The sequence below is a fragment of the Butyricicoccus sp. OF10-2 genome, assembly GCF_003481925.1.
GTDB lineage: Bacteria > Bacillota > Clostridia > Oscillospirales > Butyricicoccaceae > Agathobaculum > Agathobaculum butyriciproducens.
The window spans coordinates 1-20,868 of record NZ_QUMC01000030.1 but is presented as its reverse complement, the minus strand read 5'-3'; the positions used below and the strand labels follow the sequence as shown (position 1 = coordinate 20,868).

The window sequence follows — 20,868 nt, the reverse complement described above, 5'->3', positions numbered from 1 at the left end:
TGGATTTTGAGGGATCTCCGCCGGGACAAGAAATTTTTACAAGGGGAGAAAAAGATGAACTTCGTAAACTCCATGGCGTTTACCGCGATCACCTTCGTGGCGTTCACGGCACTCGTCGCACTCATCTCGTGGTGGAAAACCCGCGGTGACAACCTCGACACGCAGGACGGCTACTATCTCGGCGGCCGCAGCCTGACCGGCCCGGTCATCGCCGGTTCTCTGCTGATGACCAACCTTTCCGCAGAACAGCTCGTTGGCAACAACGGTCAGGCAGTTCGCGTCGGCATGTCCACCATGGGCTGGGAGGTAACCTCTGCAATCGCTCTGGTAATCCTCGCATTCGTACTGATGCCGAAGTACCTGAAGACCGGTCTGACCACCGTTCCGCAGTTCTTTGAGCAGCGCTACGACGAAGGCACCCGCCGTCTGGTTTCCATCATCGTACTGCTCAGCTACGTTGTAATCATGCTGCCGAACATCCTGTACGCAGGCGCACAGGTATTCGTAAACATCTTCGGCATTGACAAGATGTTCGGTATTTCCCGTTTCGCAGCAATCGCAATCGTATGTGTTGCAACCGCAATCATCGGTTCTATCTACGCCATCTTCGGCGGCCTGAAGGCAATCGCACTGTCCGACTCCATCAACGGCCTCGGCCTGATCGTCGGCGGCCTGCTGGTTCCGGTATTCGGCTTCATGTTCCTGTCCGGCCAGCTCGGCGGCGACGGCTCCTTCGTGGACGGCTTCGACAAGTTCCTGCACACCAATCCGTCCTACCTGAACGCCATCAACGAGGTTAACACCCCGGAGCCGTGGCTCCCGTGGCCGCTGCTGTTCACCGGTCTGCTGGTCAACAACATGTACTACTGGGCAACCAACCAGTCCATCATCCAGCGTACCTTCGGTGCTAAGAACCTGAAGGAAGCACAGAAGGGCGCCGTATTTGCAGGCTTCCTCAAGATCATGACTCCGCTGATCATCGTTGTTCCGGGCGTTATCTGCGCACTGGCTTACCCGGGCATGGACTGGGGTTCCGGCGACTCCGCTTACCCGATGCTGGTAGCAGAGGTTATGCCGAAGCCGATCCTGGGCTTCTTCGCTGCTGTAATGTTCGGCGCGATCCTGTCCTCCTTCAACTCGGTACTGAACTCCGCATCCACCATCTACGCACTCGATATTCACCGTCCGCTGTTCAACCCGACCGCTTCCGATGCACGCATGGTTAAGATCGGTCAGAACTTCGGTACTGTAGTAGCAGTTGTTTCCACCATCATGTCCCCGTTCATGCTGTACATGGGCGGCATCACGAGCTTCGTAAACTCTGCTTTCGCTGCGTTCAACACCCCGATCTTTGTTTGCCTGCTGTGCGGCTTCTTCTGGAAGAAGGTTCCGGCTATCGCTGCTAAGATCGTCATCCCGGTTCACGTTGTACTGTACTTCATTCTCCAGTTCGGTCTGCGCAACGTAATCCCGGCACTGAACAACATCCACTACCTGTACTTCACCGCGATCCTGTTTGTATTCGACATGCTGCTGATGTGGGTAATCGTTAAGAAGCATCCGCGTGCAACCGATTTCGAGCTGAAGGACGTAGGCGCTGTAGATCTGACCCCGTGGAAGAACGGCAAGATCTGGGCTACCGTTACCCTGCTGATCATGGTTCTGGCTTATGTAATCTTCTCTCCCCTTGGCTTCGGCAAGAGCGAGAAGACCACCTACCAGAACTACCTCGAGAATCAGACCACTGCTTCGGTTTCCGATTCCGTTCAGTAATGCAACTCAAAACGACCGTCAAAAGACGGTCGTTTTTTTATGCCTGTCCCCTATGCAAATCCGCAAAAACGTGCTATGCTAATACTAAGGCGAGAATGCCCGTACAAGGAGGAATCACCATGAAGGAACACTATAAAGGTATCGGCCATATTGCGATCTACACCGTAGATATGGACCAGAGCATTGCATTTTACGAAATGATCGGCGGCAGTGTATTCAAGCGCGACGGCGTAGAGACACCGGAGGGCCTGAAGAAGCTGGCACTCGTTGAATTCGGCGGCTTCCTGCTCGAGCTGATCGAGCCGCCCGCAGGCACGCTCGTGCCGTCCGGCGAGGGCAGCATCCCGCACTTTGCCGTTTACGTTGACGACCTCGACAAGACCGCGGCTGACCTCAAGGCGGCAGGCGTTATCAGCTTCACCGCACCGGAGAAGAAGGTGCTGCCGAATACCTTCGGCGGCCTGCAGAACTGGTTCTTTACCGGTCCGTCCGGTGAGCAGATCGAGCTGCTGCAGATGCTGTAAAAAAGAACTCCTCCCGTCTGAAGCGATGGGAGGAGTTCTTTTATTCTATACCGGTACCGCAGGGCGGGCTGAGCGCAAGGATAGCGCCATTTCCCATTTCCCATTCTCCATTCAGCATACTTGAAACCGCAAAAAAAGCTCCCAACCTCACGGTTGGGAGCTTTCGTAAACCTAAAGCGAGTTTATCGCGCGCTATTAATAGTGGCGAGACTCGAACAGGTGATCCTCGATGCGCTTGCGGGCAGCCTGAACCTCAGCCTTCTGAGATACCTCAGCTACGCCTACACGCCACCAAGCCTCGTAGCCTGCGGACATGGTCTTCGGCAGAACCTTCATGTCGATCAGAGTGGAAACGGTCTGCTTCTTGGAATCCTCGATTGCAGCCTTCAGCTCGTCAAGAGTCTTAACGGTGTAGGTCTTGCAGCCGTAAGCAGCGCCGATTGCAGCGTAATCTACCTGGATTACCTTGCCCTTGTGTACGCCGTTGGTTACGCCTTCCTCAAGCATGTTCTTCTCGGTGCAGATGGAAGCGTTGCCGTTGGAAACCTCGAGGTTGTTGATGCAGCCGAAGGAAGCGTTATCGAACAGCATAACGTTGATCTTGTGGCCCATCTGAACCGAAGTGATCAGCTCAGAGTGCAGCATGTCGAAGGAACCGTCGCCGCACATAGCGTAAACTTCCTGATCCGGGCAAGCGATCTTAGCGCCCAGAGCGGAGGCAACCTCGTAACCCATGCAGGAGTAACCGTACTCCATGTGGTAGGTGTTCTCCTTGCGGGCACGCCACAGACCCTGCATGTCGCCCGGCAGAGAGCCTGCTGCTGCACATACGATAGCGTTGTCATCGATCATGTGGTTGATGGTGCCCAGAACGGTGGTCTGGCACAGCTTGCAGCCGGTATCCTCGATGTACTTCTCAACGCACTCACGGTTGTCGTCGTTGCACTCCGGGGTGAAGTGCTCCGGATCGGTGTACTCAACCTTGTCCAGACGCTCAACCTCAGTCCACCACTCCTTGCGCAGAGCAGCAACTTCCTCAGCGTAAGCCTTGTCGGTGTGGTAGCCGATCTTAGCCAGCTCCTCGCCGATTGCGGTCAGAGCCTCGTTTGCGTCAGCAACGACCGGAGTAGCGTCCATCTTGTAAGCCTGGAACTCAGACGGGTTGATGTTGACGAACTTCGCGTCGGTACGGTACAGCCACTTGGAAGCGGTGGTGAAGTCGGTGTAACGGGTGCCAACGCCGATTACAACGTCAGCCTCGTGCGCCAGCTTGTTTGCAGCGATGCCGCCGGTGGTGCCCAGACCGCCGAGGTTCAGCTCGTGATCCCAAACAACAGCGGACTTGCCGGCCTGGGTCTCGCCGAATGCGATGCCGAAGTCCTCAGCGAACTTCTTGAATACCTTGTGTGCCTCAGCATAACGAACGCCGCCGCCGCAGATCAGGAGCGGCTTCTTTGCGTTCTTGATGACCTCAACAGCCTTGTCCAGAGCATACTTGGTAACCGGACGGCGGTCGATGCGCCATACACGCTTCTTGAAGAAGTCAACCGGGTAATCGTATGCTTCAGCCTGAACGTCCTGCGGCAGAGAAATTGCAACAGCACCGGTGTTAGCGGTATCGGTCAGAACACGCATAGCGGAGATCATGTCGGTCATAACCTGCTCCGGACGGTTGATGCGGCCCCAGTACTTGGTAACAGCCTGGAAAGCATCATGAGCGGAGATGGACAGGTTCTGCGGCTGCTCCATCTGCTGGAGAACCGGGTCCGGCTGACGGGAAGCGTAGATGTCGCCCGGCAGGATCAGAACCGGAATGTTGTTAGCGGTTGCGGTTGCAGCAGCGGTAACCATGTTGCAAGCGCCGGGGCCTACGGAAGAGGTGCAGGCGAAGATGGACTTGCGGCGCATCTGCTTAGCGTAGCCAACTGCAGCCAGAGCCATGCCCTGCTCGTTCTTGCCCTGGTAAACAACCATGTCCTTGAGCTCCTGCTCAACGCCGTTAGCGAAGCCAACTACGTTGCCGTGGCCCGGCAGCATGAAGATGCCCTTAACGAACTTGTGCTCCTGCTCGTTGCCATCCATATCAATGTAGCTGATATACTGGTTCTCGAGGAAGCGAACGAGTGCCTGAGACGCAGTCAGACGAACGGTTTCCATATGAATCATGTTGGAAATCCTCCTAAATAGAATACAAATAATGATGAATCAAAGCCAGTCTCCAACAAGCCTTGACTTAGCACCCTCCCTCTCCAAAAGGAGGGGCAAGGGAACCATAGGTTCCCAAACGCACGAGACAGGTCTCGTGCCTGCCGCGCGCACGCGGCAGATGCAGTTCTTATCAAAGTCCAGCTCCGCCGGACTTTGATACCCCTGCCTCGGGACGTGGTGTCCCGAGCCTCGTTCGCTGTGCGAACGAGAGGGGGTTATCCGAAAAAGTTTCCTTGGGAACTTTTTCGGTATCTAAGGGAGCGAACACGCGCCTTAAAATAAACGCGAAGCGTTTGCGCGTGCGAGTTTCAGACGACCGCTTGTGATTTTCGAACAAGCGGTGTAAAAACAGCCGGTGGCTGTTTTTACAGTCTGTTTCCCGGCGTCCCCCTTAGAAGCAAGGCAACTTAGTTGCCGCTCGGGCAGTGCAGATGTGATCGTTGGCATCGTCCTCGAGCAGCCACAGGTGCTCCTCGTCATCGATGCGGGTCTTGTCCCACGGGTCGCCCGGCAGATGACGGATGCCCCATGCGTAGCAGCAGGAGTAGCCCGGTGCGGTTACCTGGGAGTGCATCTTATCGGTGATGATAGCCAGACCGTTGTGATGGGTCTCGTAGATCTCGCCGTTGCCCCAGCCTGCGCCGAAGCCCATCGGCTTGTCGAAGCGGTAGAAGTAGCACTCCGGCTGCGGATGATGATGCGGCGGGTAAGAGGACCACTTGCCCGGCAGGTTGACAACTTCGCCCAGAACCATGTTGGAGTACGGCGCGTTGTCCAGATCGAAGCAGGTGCGTACATCGCGCTTGATGCAGCCCATCAGCTCGCCCTTGTTGCCGCGTGCCCAGGTATCGGTGTCTTCCGGCTTGTACATCTTGCTCGGGAAGGTCTTTTCGTTCAAAGTCTTCTGGATGTAGATGTTGCACGGACCGTGTGCGATGATCTCGAACTTTACGCCCTTGCAAACGTGCAGGCAGGACGGGTTGTAATCGAACGGATTCGGACGGTCTACGTCGTAGGACTCATTCTCCCACTTGATGGTGCACTTGCCGTCGAATACCAGTGCTGCAACTTCCTTCTCAGGCTCCTCGCAGCTCCAGGTGTCGCCGTCTTCCATCACGAGGAGAGCAACGTCCATCATGGCATCCTTGCCGATGCCTTCGTCAAGACGGATGTACTCGTTGTATCCGCGCTTGACCTGCTTATCCATGTACATAGGAATTCCCTCCAAAAAATAATTTTTTGGTGCGGTGACCGGTATATCCCACCCGATCACGCAGATTCAGCTGTGAAAAACAGCCTATCTGTTATCATTATACCACGCCATAACAGCCAGTTTCAACCACTCATTGAACGGATTCGGCGCGGTGCGGAAAGGCTTTGTCATTCAGCACAAAAATCCGAGTGGATTTTCTCGCAAATGATACAACAAAAATACGATTGGTTTGTGTCGCACTCTTGCCTTCCCTTCCTTTTTCATCTATAATTATAGCAGATATTCAAAGGATTGCTTGCAATTTCTTCAGCAGTAATAACACGATTTTAAGGTATGCACGCAGCGTGTGCATCAGAAAGGATTTTCGCCATGGATGCAGCCCGCCGAGAAAAAAAAGAGCACGGCACACTTGCGTTTCCGTTCCAGATCTACCCCGCGCTGGACGGCAGCGAGGCCGATGACAGCGATTTTATCCCCTATCACTGGCACCCGGAGCTGGAAATCATCACGGTGGACGCGGGCCACGTTTCGCTCACCATCGCTGACCACACCTACGAGGGCACCCACGGCGATGTGTTCTTCGCCGCCGGTGAGGAATTGCACGAAATCCGCGCCGCCGGACGGGAAAATCAGTTCCGCTCGTTCGTGTTTGCGGCGGATTTCCTGCAGTTTTCGCGCGCCGACCAGAGCGAATTCGCGCTGCTCGCGCCGCTCGCGGAGGGACGGCTGCGGTTCGACACCTGCATCCGCGCCGGTGAACCCGGGCAGAACGAAATCCGTGCGCTGCTCGCACAGATCGTGCGCGCGTGGCAAGTGCAGGCGCCCGGCTGTCAGCTTGCCGTGAAGGCCGCGCTGCTCGGCATCGTGGCGGTGTGCGCGCAGTACGGCAGACTTGTCGGACATCAAATGCGCCGGGCGCGGACTATAAGGCGCAGCAGCTGAAGGAGATCGTCGGCTACCTCGGTGAGCATTTCACCGAACCGCTCTCGCTGTCGGCGGTTGCAGCGGAGTTTGGATTGTCGCCGCAGTATTTCAGCACCTTTTTCCGGGATAATTTCGGAAGGACATTCACCCAGCATATCAATTCCCTGCGGATCGAGCAGGCGGCGCGTCTGCTCCGTGAGACCGATCTTCCGGTCATGGAGGTCGGGTTTCGCGTTGGATTTGATAATTTCAGCTACTTTATCAAGCGGTTTCGGCTTGTGTATGGCGTTTCGCCGTCGCATTATCGGAAAACAGTTTAACTTAAACACGAGACTTGTTTTCTGCACCGGCGGAGCGGGGCACACGAACTGCGCGAGCGTGTTCGCCCTGACAGGGCGAACACGCTGACGCAGTTTGTGTCCCCCGCCTAATTACTGCCAGAAAACGCAAAAACCTCCGTATGAACCATACGGAGGTTTTTTCTATGTCTTATCTCGTCTGCTGGGTGATAATAAACACCGGAATGTACCAAATAAGCTGATACAGCAGGATATTCATCACCGGAAGCGCGTCTGCGGCGTTCTGGTACAGCAGGTAGAACACGATCAGCATACCGAGCAGGCCGGCGAACGTGCCGAGCGTCAGCGCCGAGCGGACGGCGCCTGCCAGCTTATCCGCGCCGCGGAGCACCTGCATGAACGGACCGGCACCCTCGCGGGTGAGGATAGCTGCCGGTGCATCGCCCTTGGCGTAATTCGGATTCAGCAGACGATCCACGCCTGTCGGGTCCGGCTGGTCGGCAAAGCCGCGTCGAAGGTCAAACTCCTCCTCAATCATCGCCGGGGAGATATTGAAATCACGAACAGCGAGGACCGCATTCATGTGCATGCGGCGCATGAGGCGCATCGCCTTATAGGTATTCTTGGTAGTCTGGTAACGCATGGTCAGCACGCCTGCAAGCGCGTTATCCACAACCAGATACATATTGATCTGACCCTTATGGCCGGATTCGATCGGAACGCCCATCTTGACCATGAGCGCCGCTGTGCCGAGCACGATACGGCTGGTGCCGACAGCGCCGGTTACACCGCCCTCGACCAGACGCACGTCACGCGCGGTGAAGGTGATGCCGAAGCGCTCCTTCGTGGTATCGGTCAGCACGCGGCCCAGCTCCAGACCGGCAGATTCGGTCAGCGCGGCTGCACAGCCGAGAATCTGCTCGTCCGTGATACGGCCCAGATTGTCGATGGCCTCAAGCTCGATCGAGCCGGTCGGGAACAGATCGTTCTCGAGCAGCATGACCTTCTCCGTGCCGCGCAGCAGGTTGGCCTGACGCGCACCCGCAATGGCTGCACCCGAGCGCAGCAGGCGGCTTGCGGTATTCTTGTAGCTTGCGCCGAACGCGCACAGCAGACCGATCGGCGCGGACACCGACAGGATTGCCGAGAACGCCCAGAAGAAGCGCACCGGCTCGCCGCAGTTGAACGAAGCGACCAGCGACAGGATGATTGCGAGCGCCAGTGCAATCGGCGTGTAGATGAGCGAGAAGCGGTCAACCGTGTCCGGGCGCTCGATCTCGGTCAGGAACGAGCTTGCATCGTACAGCGGGCACTTGACGGCATTGCACGCATCAATCTCGCTGTCGTAGTGGCTGTAAACCGCCAGCGGCTGCTCTGCTTCGCAGACAGCACGATAGGAACGCGCCTGCGCCAGACTGCGGCCGCGTGCCTCACGCATTTCGGCGTAAAGCAGAAGGATGGAAACCACCGTGTACGGTACAGCGACGCCGCCCTGATCCGGAAATACCAGCAGAGAGGCGCAGTGCAGCAGCGATGCCAGTTCCGCAAACGACACGAGCGTGCCGCGTGCCGGACGGCCGTGCAGCAGCGAGGAAAAACCGTTGCCGAACACGTCAATACCGATCAGCAGCGCCAGAATCTGCAGGGCAGCCAGTGCGCCGATGCCGATGGTCGGGTTCTGCAGAATATCGAGCACGACCGGAAGCGGCAGTGCCTCAAAGCTCGGTGCAAAGCTGAGATACGCGGCAGCTGCGGCAAGGATCAGCACCAGCAGCGACCGGAACGACAGAATGCCCGAACGGCGGCGTGCCGCGTGCATAGCCGCCTCCGGATCGACCAGCTTGATGTCCTCCTCTTCCTCAGCCTGATCGGCAGCAATGCGTGCCGCTCTTGCCTGCTTGCGCGAGATGCTCGCCTTGCGGCTTGCTTCCTCGGCGGCGGCTTCTTCCACGATCTCCTGCTGCTCGGCAGCCTGCTCGGCGGCTTCCTTTTCTGCCAGCTTGGCCTCGCGGCGTGCCTGCCGCTCGGCGATCTTCTGCACGGTCCTGCGCTCGCGCTCTGCCATTTTCTGCTCGCGCGCCGCGATGCGCGCTTCGCGTGCTTCTTCAACAGACTCGTGTGCTGCGGCAGCGGTCTCTGCAGCCTTCTTTGCCGTTTTATCCTTCTTATTCCTGGGAGCCGTCTGCGGCTCCTCTGCCTTGGTCTCTGCCGCCGGTGCGGGCTGCGGCTCGACCGGCTTTTCCGGCTCTGCCGCTGCCTTAGGCATTGGCTCTGCCGCCTTTGCGGGCGCCTGACCGGAAACCTCGGCGATGATGGAATCCAGATCAAATTCATCGGTATCCGGTACATCGCTGAGCATATTTTTCAGCGATTCCAGATCCATATCGTCTTTTCTATCCATGTTCACTTCCCCCTTAATTGCCCTGCGTGCGTCGGCGAAGCGCCTCAAACAGCAGCACAGCCGCTGCGTTGGATGCGTTCAGCGAGTTGACACGGCCTCTCATCGGGATGCTGACGATGTAGTCGCACTTATCGCGGGTCAGGCGGCTGAGCCCCTGTCCTTCCGAGCCGATGATGATGGCGGTTGGACGATCAAACGGTGCGTCATACAGGCCGACCGTACCGTCAGCCTCTGCACCGAACAGCCATACACCGCGTTCCTTGAGTTCATCGAGCGTGGACGCAAGGTTGTTTGCCTTGTGTACGCCGACATACGCGAGTGCGCCCGCCGCCGAACGAGCGACAGCCGCGGTCAGACCGACGGCTCTGCGCTTCGGGATGATAACGCCGTGTGCGCCTGCAGTCTCTGCCGAACGGATGATGGCACCCAGATTATGCGGGTCCTCGATGCCGTCGCAGACAACGATGAGCGGCACCTCACTGCGCTCCTCGGCGACGCGGAAAATATCGTCGAGCGAGACGTACTCCTGTGCCGCCGCCTGTGCGATAACGCCCTGATGGTTGCCGGTCGGGCTCATGCCGTCCAGCTTGCGCCGGTCGCAGGTGACGACCGGAACGCGATGCTTGCGCGCTTCTGCCGCCACATCACCGATGTGTGCGCCTTCGGCCACAAACACCTTATCCACTGCACGGCCTGCGCGCAGCGTTTCGAGGACGGCGTTGCGCCCCTCAATCAGCGTGCCGTCATCCTCGACCGGAGGACGGCGTCTGTTTTTTTCATATGCCATAAATTTTTACGCTCCAAAATGAGAAATAACTTTACATATCCTCAGATACTTTCAGTTAGTTTCATTATACACACTTCCCGACCGTTTTTCAATGTTAGACACGAAAATTATACAAACATCGCCGCAAAAGTGCTGTCCTGCGTTCGACACTTCTCGACAATTCGCTCTGCCTCATTTACACAGCCAGATTTTAGGCGATACAATGAAACCGGACCGAAAGGAGCGAGGACATCCATGGATGGCAAAAAATTTGACAAAAACACGCTGAAAACACTTGTAATCGCGGCTTCTCTGCTGCTGAACTGCGTTTTAGGCGGTGCGTCGTACACCTATTATCATCATCTGGCGGAGCAGATGAACGAGACCGCTTCCCTGCAGTCGCAGGTAAGCCATCTGGAAGGCTCGGTCTCCGACCTGCAGGCGCAGGCGGACGAATCCCAGCCGGCCATTGACGATTTGAAAGCGCAGGTGGCTTCGCTCACCGAGGAGAAGAACGGCCTGCAGACGCAGGTGGACACGCTCACGAGCCAGAAGGCGGATTTACAGAAACAGGTGGATACGCTCAAAGCAGGTGCATCGAGCGGTTCGTCCTCCGGCGGTTCCTCGAGTGACAGTTCGTCCGTCCCGGCAGCTTACAGCAGCTCGGACGACCAGAGCGAGACCGTTTACGTCACGGACACCGGCTCCAAATATCACCGCGCCGGCTGCCGGTATTTGAAGAAAAGCCAGATTCCAATGTCGCTTTCCGAAGCCAAGCGGCAGGGTTACACCGCCTGCTCGGTCTGCGGCGGATAATATGAAAAAGAAGCTGAGATTTTGTCTCAGCTTCTTTTGTTTGCCTGTTAAAACAGTCTATCCATATTCTGCCGCAGCATGCGAACCATACGTTCGCAATCGAGCATGGTATCATCCGCGCCGAACATGACAGCGGTCTGATCGACTACGCTCGTATCCGGATTGCTGCTGCCGACCACGACCCGACCGTTCTTCACGCGGTCCATCACGGTATCCGCGTTATTGATGAGGAAATCCAGTTCGTTCATCAGGCTGCTGTTGTAGTAGCGGATCGGGTTGACCTGCTCGGTCATGCCGCTGCGGATGGTCTGCGCCTTGCGCTTGATGGAATCCAGCGCCGCCATAGCAGCCGCCTTATCGGTAATCACATAGTCGGTATAGCTGCCGTTTTTCACCGCAGAATTGCAATTCTTGAACTTTTGCGTATCCGTTCGCATATCGAGTAGCTGCTTCATGAGGTTCGTCGCGTAGGTTTCCATTTCGGCGCGCTTGCTGTCCGAAAGCGGCATGCGCAGGAAGATGGCGTTCACGTCATTCTCTGCCTTGGCGCTGTACCACGTTACATCCATGCCGGTCAATTCACCGATGTTGCGCAGCGGCAGATAGATGGAGTTTCGGTAAAACAACGGATAAATCGTCTCGCCCTTCTGGTTTTTGAAGGTCTGCTGTTTGCCGTCCACGAGCACCTTCACGCCCTTATCGAGCGTAGCCGTGCCGGTCGCACCGACATATTTTACGCCTTCCTTGTGGTACGCATCGTCATCCGCACACGGATACGACTTTTCCGTAGTGCCGGACAGGAATACCGTGCGCGATGCACTGTCCCACGAGATATTTTTGCCCATCCAGCGGCCAACCGTGCGCAGCGGCATGTAGGTCGAGCCGTTGTAGCTCAACGCCGTGTAAACCGTCTTGCCGTCTCGCTCGGGAAGGTGGCCGGAATGCCCTCAACATAGATGTTCGCGCTCTGCGGATTGATTTTACGGCAGTGCGGGTCTGCGCCGTATTCTGTGCAGCTGCCTGCACCGTACCCGACGGTATATAGGTCTGCACATTGGCTGCGCCTGCGCTCATCATCAGTGCGGACGCCATCAGGCAGCCCGCGAGTGTGCCGCTTACGATTTTCTTGAACTTAGTCATAATTGCCCCTCCACATAATACAGTTTTTTCTATCCATACCTATGGTATACAACAAAAATCATATTCTGTCAATCCATTTTTCCCGATACTATTATAACGACCGAGAGCGCCGTTTTGTGACAACAAGCCGCTAAAAAAATTTTTCAAAAAATTTGCCACAGAAAATCCCGCTCAGGCGTTGTATAATTGAATGGTATCATTTCCAACCCAAGGGGGAACCAAATTGACACAGGAGCAAATCCTCTTTTTCGAGGAATCATATGCAAAGTATTACAGGATGATGGTGCAGACCGTTCTGCCCATTGTCGGCAGCCGCGATATTGCCGAGGACATTGTGGCCGACACCTTTCTCATCCTGCTGGCCAAGATAAACAGCGTGATGGAGCACGAGCAGCCGGTCAAGTGGCTGTTCCGTGTGCTGAAAAACAACGCCATCAGCGAATACCGCGCGCAGTGCAGACACGCGGCCGCGCCGCTTGAGGAAAGCATTCTGCGTGCAGCCGAACCCGAGCTGATACCGTTTTCCGGTATGCTGCCAAAGGGCTTATCCGCGTCCGAACAGCGCATTCTGACCCTGCGGCTCGCTGAGGACATGGACTATTCCACCATTTCGGAAAAACTCGGCATTTCCGAGACCGCCTGCCGCAGCCAGTACAGCCGCGCACGGCGGCACTGCGCCGAACTTATGGAAAGGAGTGACGACAATGCAGGATTCTAAGCAGATTGACGAGCTGTTCCGGCTGATGGACGACGTTTGCGAAAACGGTGATGCGGCTCTGCCTGCGCTCGAGCAGTATTTGCAGACGCAGACGGACGTGCCGGAAATCGACACAGAAGCGTCACTCAAAAAGTTCAAGGCCGACCATAGGGAATTTTTCGTCAAGCCGCACCGCGGGCGGCGGCTGTGCTACCGCGTTTTTGTTGTCGCGGCGGCTGTTTTCGCCGCAGGAACCGTGTTTGCGCTGGCTACCGGTCACAATCCGTTCGACTATGCGGCGATGTGGGATTCCGAGACGTTCGGCTTTTTCCAGAGCGGACATGACGATTTTGAGACCACTGAGGACGGGTATACGCATTTTCCGGATGGTACATCGGTGAATTATGAGCACGCGACCGACACGGTGGAATACGACCCGAATGCACCGCTCGGCTCAGAGGCGAATCCTCTGCCTGCTGACCCACAGGTACCTGAACCCGGATATGAAGATTTACCGGATACAGATTTGTCCGATACCAACTTAGAGAAAACCGAGTCCACTTGGAATGAAATGCACGTTATGGAGTATTTCGATATCACCAATGCGGATTTGAAAACCACTTTAGCGGAATTCGGTGTAAAACAGAAAATGGCACCTACTAAAATTCCTTCTGCGTATTCCATACCCCAAATTCAAATCACAAAAGATTATCTCTCCGATCGAGTAACTTTTGTCGGTTCTTATACCAAACCCACCGACCCTAACGGTCCTTATATTCTGGTACTCATTGAAGTTCCACTAAACGGCAGTGCCGGTGGCATCGAAAAGGACGACCGTCCGGTTATCGAATATAAAAAACCAAATGCCACATGGTACATCATGCACAATCTGGAGCAAATCAACGCGGTTGCCATGATTGACCAATATGAAGTGCTGATTTCTGCACCGCTTTCGGTAGATGAGGTAAAGGAAATCATCGACTCCATCTACGAATAACAAAAACCCGATCTCCAACAGACACAATGGAGATCGGGTGCTTTTTTATGCGAAAATTTTATGGTACGCGTGCGAGACGTAACCGCCGACAGCGGCGGTCATTTCCTTGGATGCCACGGCTTTATCCGCCACGGTGACGATCCACGCGATTCTTGTGCGCGGCATGGCCGCCAGCGGAAACATGTGCCGTGCGATGGCTTCGCACTCCCGCTCGGACAGACCGAAGGTATGCTTGGCGCGGTCGGCTGCGATGTGGCCGTGAATGAACCCGTGCATGTGCGCAATGCGGTGCACGCCGGAAAAATGGCTCAGATAACGGCGAAAGCGCTCGCCGTGCCAGTCATAGCCGAAAAAGTCATGCAGCAGCGCGGCACGGACAACCGAAGTCGTTTCGCTCTCCGACAGACGCATCAGGCGGGCGATCTGACAGGCTGCTTCCGCTACCGCAACGGAATGGTCATACACAGAGTTGTCCAGTCCGTGGTGACAGAACGTGCGAAGCTGCTGAAAACGCGGATGTGCAAGGATATCTCCCGCGTACTGCTGGATTTCACTGTCCATCGGACCCACCTTCCTTCCTTTCTTTTGATGTCTTTATTATAGTGCGCTTAGTGCACAAAATCAAGAGGTAATTTGTAACAAGTTTGTGACAAAAATACCAACGATCTGCTTAGCCGAGCGGCGGCGTGTCCAGTATCATCTGCCTGTACTCTAAATCCTCAAAGCCGAGCATGTGATAGAGGGCACTTGCCCGCACGTTGCTTTCCGTTACCTCCAGACGATACCGCGCGGCTGTGTTGTACTTTTCGTGCACCGCGGCGATGATCCTGCTGCCGATGCCCTTGCCGCGCTGCTCGTCATCCACCATGATTTCCTCCAGCCAGACGCACAGACCGCCCGCCTCATTCGACCAGGTGAGCGCCAGCAGACAGTACGCGCACGGCTGTCCGTTCTCGTCCTCGGCAATCAGGCAGTCCGCATACGGCGTGCCGTGCAGGAGCAGCTCAAACGTGCGTTCGGCGTTCTGCTGCGGGATTTCATGGTCGCAGGCAGGCGTTTTGTAGAACGCATGGCAGCGGTCGATAAAGAATTCGCGGTCGGATGCCTCGATAGAGCGAATACGCATAGTTTCCTCCTGAAAGAACAGGGCATGTCCGTTGACACACCCTGTTTTGCTGTAAATTAAATCTGGTTAAGAGCCTGTTCCAAATCAGCGATAATGTCCTCAACATTCTCCAGACCGACCGAAATGCGAACCATGCCCGGCTCAATGCCTGCGGCAACCAGCTGCTCGTCGGTCAGCTGACGGTGGGTTTCGGACGCCGGATGCAGCACGCAGGTGCGGATGTCGGCAACATGAACCTCATTGCACGCCAGCTTGAGGCTGTCCATGAACTTCATCGCCGGAGCGCGGCCGCCCTTGATGTCGATGGACATAACGCCCGAGGTGCCCATCGGCAGGTACTTCTGTGCACGCTCGTAGTGCTCGTTGCCCGGCAGTGCGGGATAGCGAACGGATGCGATCTTATCGCTCGACTCGAGGAACTTGGCAACGGTCAGCGCGTTCTCGCAGTACTGACGCATACGCACCGGAAGGGTCTCCAGACCGAGGTTGAGCAGGAACGCCGAGTGCGCTGCCGGATAGCAGCCGAAGTCGCGCATCAGCTGCATACGCGCCTTGATGATGTACGCCATCGCGCCGAACTCGCGGGTGTAGACCACGCCGTGGTAGCTTTCGTCCGGCTCGGTGAAATCCGGGAACTTGCCCGATGCCGCCCAGTCAAACTTGCCGCCGTCCACGATCACACCGCCGCCCTGTACGGCATGGCCGTCCATGTACTTGGTGGTGGAGTGGATGACAATATCCGCGCCCCATTCGATCGGTCGGCACAGCACCGGCGTTGCAAACGTGTTGTCCACGATGAGCGGCACGTTATTCTTGTGCGCGATGTTCGCCCACTTTTCAATGTCGAACACGGTCAGAGCGGGATTGGCCAGCGTCTCACCGAACACAGCCTTGGTGTTGGGCTTGAACAGCTTCTGCACTTCCTCCTCGCTTGCCTCTGCGTCCGCCCAGATGCACTCGATGCCCAGCTTTTTGAGCGTTACGCCGAACAGGTTGATCGTGCCGCCGTAGATGGTGGAAGCCGCGATGAAGCTGTCGCCTGCCGAGCACAGGTTGAGGATGGACAGCAGGGATGCCGCCTGACCCGAGGAAGTCAGCATCGCGCCGACGCCGCCCTCGAGGGACGCGATTTTCTTCTCTACCGCGTCGCAGGTCGGGTTGGCAAAGCGCGAGTAGATGCACTCTGTCGGCATATCGAACAGGGACGCGATCTTTGCGGTCGAGTCAAAGCGGTAAGTGGTGGACTGCACGATCGGCATGACGCCCGGACCGCCGTTTTCCGGCTTGTAGCTTCATGCAGGCATTTTGTTTCGATTTTCATATAGACTACCTCTTTACTATGATTTAACGTAGAAGAATCTCCATTTATTGTAGCATGCAGAAGCCTGTCGGTCAAGGCAGTTCGGTTGAACAAACGGCGGTATCATGGTATGATAGAGGCAGTACGAAGGGAGGCAAACCGCATGAAGGATCTGCTCATTACTCTGCTGAATACAGCGTTCTGGGTCGGACTGCATTTCGGTACGGCTGGCGTATTCTGCGCTCTGCCGCAGGACGTGCAGACACGGTGGTTCGACCCAAACCGGCGCTTTTTCACGGTTTCCGATTGGGAAATGCGGGTTTTCCGCAAGATCGGTCTGCCGAAATGGAAGGACCGGCTGCCGCAGTTTAATCCCGAATTTGACAAGCGGCACCTCAAATCCGGGCGGGATACGGCATACCTCGACCGTTTTCTGTTCATCACCTGCCGCGCGGAGGTGATTCATTATGTGATCGGCGTGCTCGGATGGGTGTCGCTCACGTTCTGTCTGCTGAGCGCCGACCGGACGGCGTGGCTCATCCGGTATGCGGTCATTGCGCTTGCGATTCAGCTGGCGAACCTGCCGTTCGCGTGGATTCAGCGATATAACCGGAAACGGCTGCTCAGCGTCCGCAAAAGGCTTTCATTACGGATAGAAATTTGATATAATATAAAGATAGCATAAGGATAATCAAGGAGATTTTGCAATATGACAGACGAAAAAATTGCACGCATCAACGCGCTTGCCAAAAAGGCCAAAACCGAAGGACTGACCGACGCGGAGAAGAAGGAGCAGCAGGAGCTCCGCGCAGAGTACGTTGCCGATTTCCGCAAGAGCCTAAAGGCACAGCTGGACAACACGGTGGTTATCAATCCGGACGGCAGCTCGTACAAGCTGAAGCAGGACAAAAAGTGATGCGGCTGCCCGAACACGCGGCACACGCCATCCGGCGATTAGAGCGTGCCGGATTTGAGGCGTGGGCGGTTGGCGGCTGCGTGCGCGACAGTCTGCGCGGAGTCGAACCGCACGACTGGGACTTGTGTACGTCCGCGTCTCCGGCTCAGATGCAGGCTGTGTTCGCGGACGCGCGTGTGCTCACCACCGGACTCAGGCACGGCACGCTGACCGTGCTCACGGACGGCGGCCCGCTCGAGATTACCACCTACCGCACGGAGGGCGGCTACTCGGACGGGCGGCATCCGGACGGCGTGCGCTTTGTCACCGACATCCGTGAGGATCTGGCCCGCCGGGATTTCACGGTCGGTGCGATGGCGTGGCACCCGGAACGCGGTCTGTGCGACCCGTTTGGCGGGCAAACCGACCTCAAAAACGGCGTTCTGCGCGCGGTCGGTAATGCAGACACCCGATTTCAGGAGGACGCGCTGCGCATCCTGCGCGGACTGCGCTTCGCATCCAAGCTGGGATTCGCCATCGAGCCGGAAACCGCCGCTGCCATGCGGCGGCAGGTGCATCGCCTGGACTGCATTGCCGCCGAGCGCATCCGCGAGGAGCTGACCGGTCTGCTGTGCGGCCGCTATGTGCAGCGCACACTGATGACTTATGCTGACCTTATCACCTCTGCCCTGCCCGAGCTCGCGCCCATGCAGGGCTGTCAGCAGCAGAATCCGCACCACCTGTACGATGTGTGGGAGCACACCGTGCGCGCGGTCGGTCAGGTGCCGGCCGAGCCGGTGCTCCGGTGGGCGATGCTACTGCATGACAGCGGCAAGCCCGCCTGCAAGACCGTGGACGAGCAAGGCATCGGGCATTTCCGGGGACATCCTAAGGCGAGCCTTGCGCTGTCGCGCGAGCTCCTGCCGCGGCTGCGGTTCTCGAGCGCGGACACCGAACGCATCCTCCTGCTGGTCGAGCGGCACGACACACCGCTCGGTGACAACGAAAAGCTGGTGCGGCGCAGCCTGTCGCGCATCGGAGAGGCGCGGTTCCGCGACCTGCTGGCAATCAAAAAAGGCGATGCGGTCGGTCAGGGCACCAGCCGCGACTATGTAGCGCAGCTGTTTGAGACCGAAGCGCTGCTGAACCGCGTGCTCGCGCAGGAGCAATGCTTCTCGCTGCGGCAGCTTGCCGTAAACGGAACCGATTTACAGGCGCTTGGTCTGCGCGGCAGGCCGGTCGGTGAAATGCTGCACGCCCTGCTGGATGCCGTGATAGACGGTCAGACCGACAATCGGCGGGATACGCTTCTGCGGCTTGCCCGCACCCGAATGGAGGAACAACATGACAAATAAAGAGATTTTCATCGAAACCTACAACAAAAACATCCATCGTCCGGGCGCGGAAAAGCTGCTTGCGTGGCTCGAGGGCACGGATTTCTTCACGGCTCCCGCGTCCACGCGGTTCCACGCTGCGTATGAGGGCGGTCTGCTCGACCACTCGCTCAACGTGTACAACGTGCTGATCTCCAAGCATTTCAATCCCGAAACCGACGATCTGGAAAGCTACACCATCGTTTCGCTCCTGCACGATCTGTGCAAGGCCGGTTTCTACAAGACCGAGCTGCGCAACCGCAAAAACGACCGCGGCGAGTGGGAAAAGGTGCCGGTTTACGCAGTAGACGACCAGTTTCCGTACGGTCACGGCGAAAAATCCGTGTTCCTGATCGAGCGGTTCATGCGGCTGCGCACCGAGGAAGCGATCGCCGTGCGCTGGCACATGGGCGGCTTTGACGAGTCGGTCAAGGGCGGCAGCTTCGCACTCGCGCATGCGTTCGAGAAGTACCCGCTTGCCGTAAAGCTGCACCTTTCCGATCTGGAAGCGACCTATCTGCACGAAAGCCGAGGAGAATGAGCATGAAAACCAGGGAATTTTCCATCTCGACCGATCACGAGGGCATGTACAATATCACCGCCAGACTGCGTGAAGTCATCCGCGAAAGCGGCGTGCAGAGCGGCCTTGCCGTGGTGTACTGCCCGCATACGACCGCCGGTATCACCATCAACGAAAACGCTGACCCGGATGTGCAGCACGACCTGCTGCTCGGTCTGCGCGAGGCGTTTCCCGACAGGCGGGAGTTCCGGCATGCCGAGGGCAATTCGACCGCGCACCTCAAGTGCAGCTATGTCGGCCCGAGCCAGACCGTGCTCATCGAGGACGGCAAGCCCATCCTCGGCATCTGGCAGGGCGTGTACTTCTGCGAGTTCGACGGTCCGCGCCATCGCCGCTACTATATTAAGGTAATGGCGGATAATTAACTTGCACTTGCTTTTCCGCTCTGCTATAATAAAGTCAAACATACTCTAAAAAGGAAGATATTCTCATGGAAGCACTGGAATGTATCAAAACCCGCCGAAGCATCCGCAAGTTCACCGAGCAGCCTGTGACCGAGGACGAGGTTCGTCAGGTCGTTGAAGCTGCCGCCTTTGCGCCGAGCTGGAAGAATACGCAGATCGCGCGCTACATCGTTGTGACCGACAAGGAAAAGAAGGACAAGCTGGCCGACAACTGCATGCTCGGTTTTACCTACAACCAGAAGACCACCCACGGCGCACCGGCGCTGGTCGTGCTGACCATGATCAAGGAGCGCTCCGGCTACGAGCGCGACGGCTCGTTCAGTACCCCGCTTGCCACTCACTGGCAGTCCTTTGATGCGGGCATCGCCGCACAGACCTTCTGCCTGTCCGCGCATGCGCTCGGTCTCGGCACGGTTATTATGGGTATTTACGATCCCGCTGAGGTTGCCAAGGTTGTGGAAATCCCCGAGGGTCAGGAAGTGGCCGCGCTCATCGCGCTCGGTCATCCGGCACAGGACCCGCAGCGCCGGCGCGTAAGGATGTCGATACGCTGCTGCGATTTGAGTAAAAGCGCATACTTTGAACACCGTGGAAGCAATTCTGCGGTGCTTTTCTTTTCTCGACACAAGGTGACCAGGGCACACGAACTGCCGTCGGCGGGTTCGCCCTATCTGGGCGGCTCCTTTTTCTGCACCGGAAAGCCGGGGTGCGCGAACTGCGTTAGCGTGTTCGACCCTGACGGGCGGGGAGTTTTTCGCTGAACCTCAGCGGGGAGTTGCGCTCTGCGGAGCGCGGGGATTCGCCGCGCCCGAGGCGGGGGCAAAAAGGAAGGACAACCTGCGGTTTTCCTTCCTCTTTGAACTCCTACCTTTCCCTTGCTTCCTAATCTGGCGCAGACCAGAGACCGGCGACCGCTTCGAAAAGAGGAACGGCAGTCGGGTTACCGTTGCGTGGCTCTCTCCACCTTTTCGCAGTTCACAGATAGCATACTGCTACACAGGCGAGTTACTCTACGCAGGCGCGACATAACAGTGTCGCGCAACACTTTGGCATGTTGTAACGCACGGCACCTGCGAATTAAGCATTCGGTACAATTTATCTTCGCAGGTGCCGGGCGGTATAACGCGCAAAAATTGGGCGGCACTGTCATGCCGCCCTCTGCGTGGACTTAATCTTATGTGTAGCAGAACGGTATCTGACACTGCGAATAGGTAAAGAAATGGGAGCACACTGTGCTCCCCTACGGTAGAAAAAATCCTCTGCCGTTCCTCTATAGTCTCAGTTCTCCCATCACCACCGTGCCCTCCAAGGGAAAGGGGTGATTCACAAGAGGGTGGAAACCGCAGGTGTACTACCCTCTTGATGCCCCGGCCGGCAGGCCATGTCCCGCTGAATTTCAGCGAAAAAACTCACAAATCCTGAATATTCATCT

Annotated in this window: 21 protein-coding genes and 1 pseudogene; 13 read left to right on the top strand and 9 right to left on the bottom strand. The window is 56.9% G+C overall.

Features of this window, described 5'->3' with window-relative positions; genetic code table 11:
* Nucleotides 1-54 precede the first annotated feature (54 nt).
* Nucleotides 55-1,773: a solute:sodium symporter family transporter gene (locus tag DXB00_RS13530; RefSeq protein ID WP_117491007.1), complete on the top strand. Its 1,719-nt coding sequence runs from the start codon at nt 55-57 to the stop codon at nt 1,771-1,773.
* Nucleotides 1,774-1,892: 119 nt separating this feature from the next.
* Nucleotides 1,893-2,297 (top strand): VOC family protein, encoded by a 405-nt coding sequence (locus DXB00_RS13525; RefSeq protein WP_118285092.1) that lies wholly within the window; start codon nt 1,893-1,895, stop codon nt 2,295-2,297.
* 195 nt (nt 2,298-2,492) lie between these two features.
* Here DXB00_RS13525 and iolD read toward each other — a convergent pair whose 3' ends face one another.
* Both iolD and DXB00_RS13515 read right to left on the bottom strand, forming a co-directional pair.
* Complete coding sequence (gene iolD / locus DXB00_RS13520; RefSeq protein ID WP_116704877.1) at nt 2,493-4,454, bottom strand: 3D-(3,5/4)-trihydroxycyclohexane-1,2-dione acylhydrolase (decyclizing); 1,962 nt, start codon at nt 4,452-4,454, stop codon at nt 2,493-2,495.
* Between the two features lie 442 nt (nt 4,455-4,896).
* Nucleotides 4,897-5,718 carry a 5-deoxy-glucuronate isomerase gene (locus tag DXB00_RS13515; protein ID WP_119215042.1) on the bottom strand — a complete coding sequence of 274 codons (822 nt, stop codon included), beginning with the start codon at nt 5,716-5,718 and terminating at the stop codon, nt 4,897-4,899.
* A 369-nt stretch (nt 5,719-6,087) separates the two neighbouring features.
* Between DXB00_RS13515 and DXB00_RS13510 the strand changes: the two genes are divergently transcribed.
* Complete coding sequence (locus DXB00_RS13510) at nt 6,088-6,660, top strand: AraC family ligand binding domain-containing protein (protein ID WP_158581324.1); 573 nt, start codon at nt 6,088-6,090, stop codon at nt 6,658-6,660.
* Nucleotides 6,591-6,962, top strand: a complete 372-nt coding sequence (locus DXB00_RS13505) for a helix-turn-helix transcriptional regulator (RefSeq protein WP_158581323.1) — start codon at nt 6,591-6,593, stop codon at nt 6,960-6,962. Before DXB00_RS13510 ends, DXB00_RS13505 begins: the two co-directional genes overlap by 70 nt.
* 169 nt (nt 6,963-7,131) lie before the next feature.
* On the opposite strand, the gene DXB00_RS13500 is transcribed toward DXB00_RS13505, so the two are convergent.
* The gene (locus tag DXB00_RS13500) at nt 7,132-9,342 is read right to left on the bottom strand and encodes a hypothetical protein (RefSeq protein WP_119215039.1); all 2,211 of its coding nucleotides are present in this window, start codon (nt 9,340-9,342) and stop codon (nt 7,132-7,134) included.
* Between the two features lie 13 nt (nt 9,343-9,355).
* Nucleotides 9,356-10,129 carry a 23S rRNA (guanosine(2251)-2'-O)-methyltransferase RlmB gene (gene rlmB, locus DXB00_RS13495; RefSeq protein WP_117752336.1) on the bottom strand — a complete coding sequence of 258 codons (774 nt, stop codon included), beginning with the start codon at nt 10,127-10,129 and terminating at the stop codon, nt 9,356-9,358.
* 234 nt (nt 10,130-10,363) lie between these two features.
* Here rlmB and DXB00_RS13490 point away from each other — a divergent pair, with 234 nt between their 5' ends.
* Nucleotides 10,364-10,924 carry a coiled-coil domain-containing protein gene (locus DXB00_RS13490; RefSeq protein ID WP_117752337.1) on the top strand — a complete coding sequence of 187 codons (561 nt, stop codon included), beginning with the start codon at nt 10,364-10,366 and terminating at the stop codon, nt 10,922-10,924.
* Between the two features lie 47 nt (nt 10,925-10,971).
* Here DXB00_RS13490 and DXB00_RS13485 read toward each other — a convergent pair whose 3' ends face one another.
* Together DXB00_RS13485 and DXB00_RS17455 are read right to left on the bottom strand one after the other, a co-directional pair.
* A complete protein-coding gene (locus DXB00_RS13485) occupies nt 10,972-11,769 on the bottom strand; it encodes a copper amine oxidase N-terminal domain-containing protein (RefSeq protein WP_243107236.1) in 798 nt (265 codons plus the stop codon).
* Nucleotides 11,684-12,064: a hypothetical protein gene (locus tag DXB00_RS17455; RefSeq protein WP_243107235.1), complete on the bottom strand. Its 381-nt coding sequence runs from the start codon at nt 12,062-12,064 to the stop codon at nt 11,684-11,686. Before DXB00_RS17455 ends, DXB00_RS13485 begins: the two co-directional genes overlap by 86 nt.
* Before the next feature lie 223 nt (nt 12,065-12,287).
* On the opposite strand from DXB00_RS17455, the gene DXB00_RS13480 reads away from it, so the two are divergent.
* Nucleotides 12,288-12,782 (top strand): RNA polymerase sigma factor, encoded by a 495-nt coding sequence (locus DXB00_RS13480; protein WP_158578337.1) that lies wholly within the window; start codon nt 12,288-12,290, stop codon nt 12,780-12,782.
* Entirely contained in the window at nt 12,769-13,758 is a 990-nt protein-coding gene (locus DXB00_RS13475; RefSeq protein WP_118729755.1) for a hypothetical protein, read from the top strand. The genes DXB00_RS13480 and DXB00_RS13475 overlap by 14 nt, the downstream gene beginning before the upstream one ends.
* Nucleotides 13,759-13,803: 45 nt before the next feature.
* Here DXB00_RS13475 and DXB00_RS13470 read toward each other — a convergent pair whose 3' ends face one another.
* The 3 genes and pseudogenes from DXB00_RS13470 to DXB00_RS13460 all read right to left on the bottom strand — a co-directional run bounded on the left by DXB00_RS13470 (nt 13,804) and on the right by DXB00_RS13460 (nt 16,205).
* On the bottom strand, nt 13,804-14,319 hold the full coding sequence (locus DXB00_RS13470) for an HD domain-containing protein (RefSeq protein ID WP_110437311.1): 516 nt from the start codon (nt 14,317-14,319) through the stop codon (nt 13,804-13,806).
* Nucleotides 14,320-14,428: 109 nt separating this feature from the next.
* Nucleotides 14,429-14,884 (bottom strand): GNAT family N-acetyltransferase, encoded by a 456-nt coding sequence (locus DXB00_RS13465; RefSeq protein ID WP_118285100.1) that lies wholly within the window; start codon nt 14,882-14,884, stop codon nt 14,429-14,431.
* A gap of 56 nt (nt 14,885-14,940) precedes the next feature.
* Nucleotides 14,941-16,205: pseudogene (locus tag DXB00_RS13460) on the bottom strand (O-acetylhomoserine aminocarboxypropyltransferase/cysteine synthase family protein).
* A 142-nt stretch (nt 16,206-16,347) separates the two neighbouring features.
* Between DXB00_RS13460 and DXB00_RS13455 the strand changes: the two are divergent.
* From DXB00_RS13455 to DXB00_RS13430, 6 genes are all read left to right on the top strand, one after another.
* Nucleotides 16,348-16,848: a hypothetical protein gene (locus DXB00_RS13455; protein ID WP_118729757.1), complete on the top strand. Its 501-nt coding sequence runs from the start codon at nt 16,348-16,350 to the stop codon at nt 16,846-16,848.
* 45 nt (nt 16,849-16,893) lie between these two features.
* On the top strand, nt 16,894-17,100 hold the full coding sequence (locus tag DXB00_RS13450; protein WP_116704796.1) for a DUF896 domain-containing protein: 207 nt from the start codon (nt 16,894-16,896) through the stop codon (nt 17,098-17,100).
* Entirely contained in the window at nt 17,100-18,434 is a 1,335-nt protein-coding gene (locus DXB00_RS13445) for a CCA tRNA nucleotidyltransferase (protein ID WP_118729758.1), read from the top strand. Before DXB00_RS13450 ends, DXB00_RS13445 begins: the two co-directional genes overlap by 1 nt.
* Nucleotides 18,424-18,993, top strand: a complete 570-nt coding sequence (locus DXB00_RS13440; RefSeq protein WP_118729759.1) for a hydrolase — start codon at nt 18,424-18,426, stop codon at nt 18,991-18,993. Before DXB00_RS13445 ends, DXB00_RS13440 begins: the two co-directional genes overlap by 11 nt.
* 2 nt (nt 18,994-18,995) lie before the next feature.
* Complete coding sequence (locus tag DXB00_RS13435; protein ID WP_110437318.1) at nt 18,996-19,397, top strand: secondary thiamine-phosphate synthase enzyme YjbQ; 402 nt, start codon at nt 18,996-18,998, stop codon at nt 19,395-19,397.
* 65 nt (nt 19,398-19,462) lie between these two features.
* A complete protein-coding gene (locus DXB00_RS13430) occupies nt 19,463-20,197 on the top strand; it encodes a nitroreductase family protein (RefSeq protein ID WP_330427933.1) in 735 nt (244 codons plus the stop codon).
* Nucleotides 20,198-20,868: the final 671 nt, after the last annotated feature.

Excerpts from the sequence above, each read along its gene's own strand:
- iolD (WP_116704877.1), bottom strand. The coding sequence starts at position 4,454 with ATGGAAACCGTTCGTCTGACTGCGTCTCAGGCACTCGTTCGCTTCCTC.
- DXB00_RS13450 (WP_116704796.1), top strand. The coding sequence starts at position 16,894 with ATGACAGACGAAAAAATTGCACGCATCAACGCGCTTGCCAAAAAGGCC.
- DXB00_RS13515 (WP_119215042.1), bottom strand. The coding sequence starts at position 5,718 with ATGTACATGGATAAGCAGGTCAAGCGCGGATACAACGAGTACATCCGT.
- DXB00_RS13440 (WP_118729759.1), top strand. The coding sequence starts at position 18,424 with ATGACAAATAAAGAGATTTTCATCGAAACCTACAACAAAAACATCCAT.
- DXB00_RS13445 (WP_118729758.1), top strand. The coding sequence starts at position 17,100 with ATGCGGCTGCCCGAACACGCGGCACACGCCATCCGGCGATTAGAGCGT.
- DXB00_RS13525 (WP_118285092.1), top strand. The coding sequence starts at position 1,893 with ATGAAGGAACACTATAAAGGTATCGGCCATATTGCGATCTACACCGTA.
- DXB00_RS13485 (WP_243107236.1), bottom strand. The coding sequence starts at position 11,769 with ATGGGCAAAAATATCTCGTGGGACAGTGCATCGCGCACGGTATTCCTG.
- DXB00_RS13530 (WP_117491007.1), top strand. The coding sequence starts at position 55 with ATGAACTTCGTAAACTCCATGGCGTTTACCGCGATCACCTTCGTGGCG.
- DXB00_RS13455 (WP_118729757.1), top strand. The coding sequence starts at position 16,348 with ATGAAGGATCTGCTCATTACTCTGCTGAATACAGCGTTCTGGGTCGGA.
- DXB00_RS13470 (WP_110437311.1), bottom strand. The coding sequence starts at position 14,319 with ATGGACAGTGAAATCCAGCAGTACGCGGGAGATATCCTTGCACATCCG.
- DXB00_RS13465 (WP_118285100.1), bottom strand. The coding sequence starts at position 14,884 with ATGCGTATTCGCTCTATCGAGGCATCCGACCGCGAATTCTTTATCGAC.
- DXB00_RS13490 (WP_117752337.1), top strand. The coding sequence starts at position 10,364 with ATGGATGGCAAAAAATTTGACAAAAACACGCTGAAAACACTTGTAATC.
- DXB00_RS13475 (WP_118729755.1), top strand. The coding sequence starts at position 12,769 with ATGCAGGATTCTAAGCAGATTGACGAGCTGTTCCGGCTGATGGACGAC.
- DXB00_RS13430 (WP_330427933.1), top strand. The coding sequence starts at position 19,463 with ATGGAAGCACTGGAATGTATCAAAACCCGCCGAAGCATCCGCAAGTTC.
- DXB00_RS13435 (WP_110437318.1), top strand. The coding sequence starts at position 18,996 with ATGAAAACCAGGGAATTTTCCATCTCGACCGATCACGAGGGCATGTAC.
- DXB00_RS13510 (WP_158581324.1), top strand. The coding sequence starts at position 6,088 with ATGGATGCAGCCCGCCGAGAAAAAAAAGAGCACGGCACACTTGCGTTT.
- rlmB (WP_117752336.1), bottom strand. The coding sequence starts at position 10,129 with ATGGCATATGAAAAAAACAGACGCCGTCCTCCGGTCGAGGATGACGGC.
- DXB00_RS17455 (WP_243107235.1), bottom strand. The coding sequence starts at position 12,064 with ATGACTAAGTTCAAGAAAATCGTAAGCGGCACACTCGCGGGCTGCCTG.
- DXB00_RS13500 (WP_119215039.1), bottom strand. The coding sequence starts at position 9,342 with ATGGATAGAAAAGACGATATGGATCTGGAATCGCTGAAAAATATGCTC.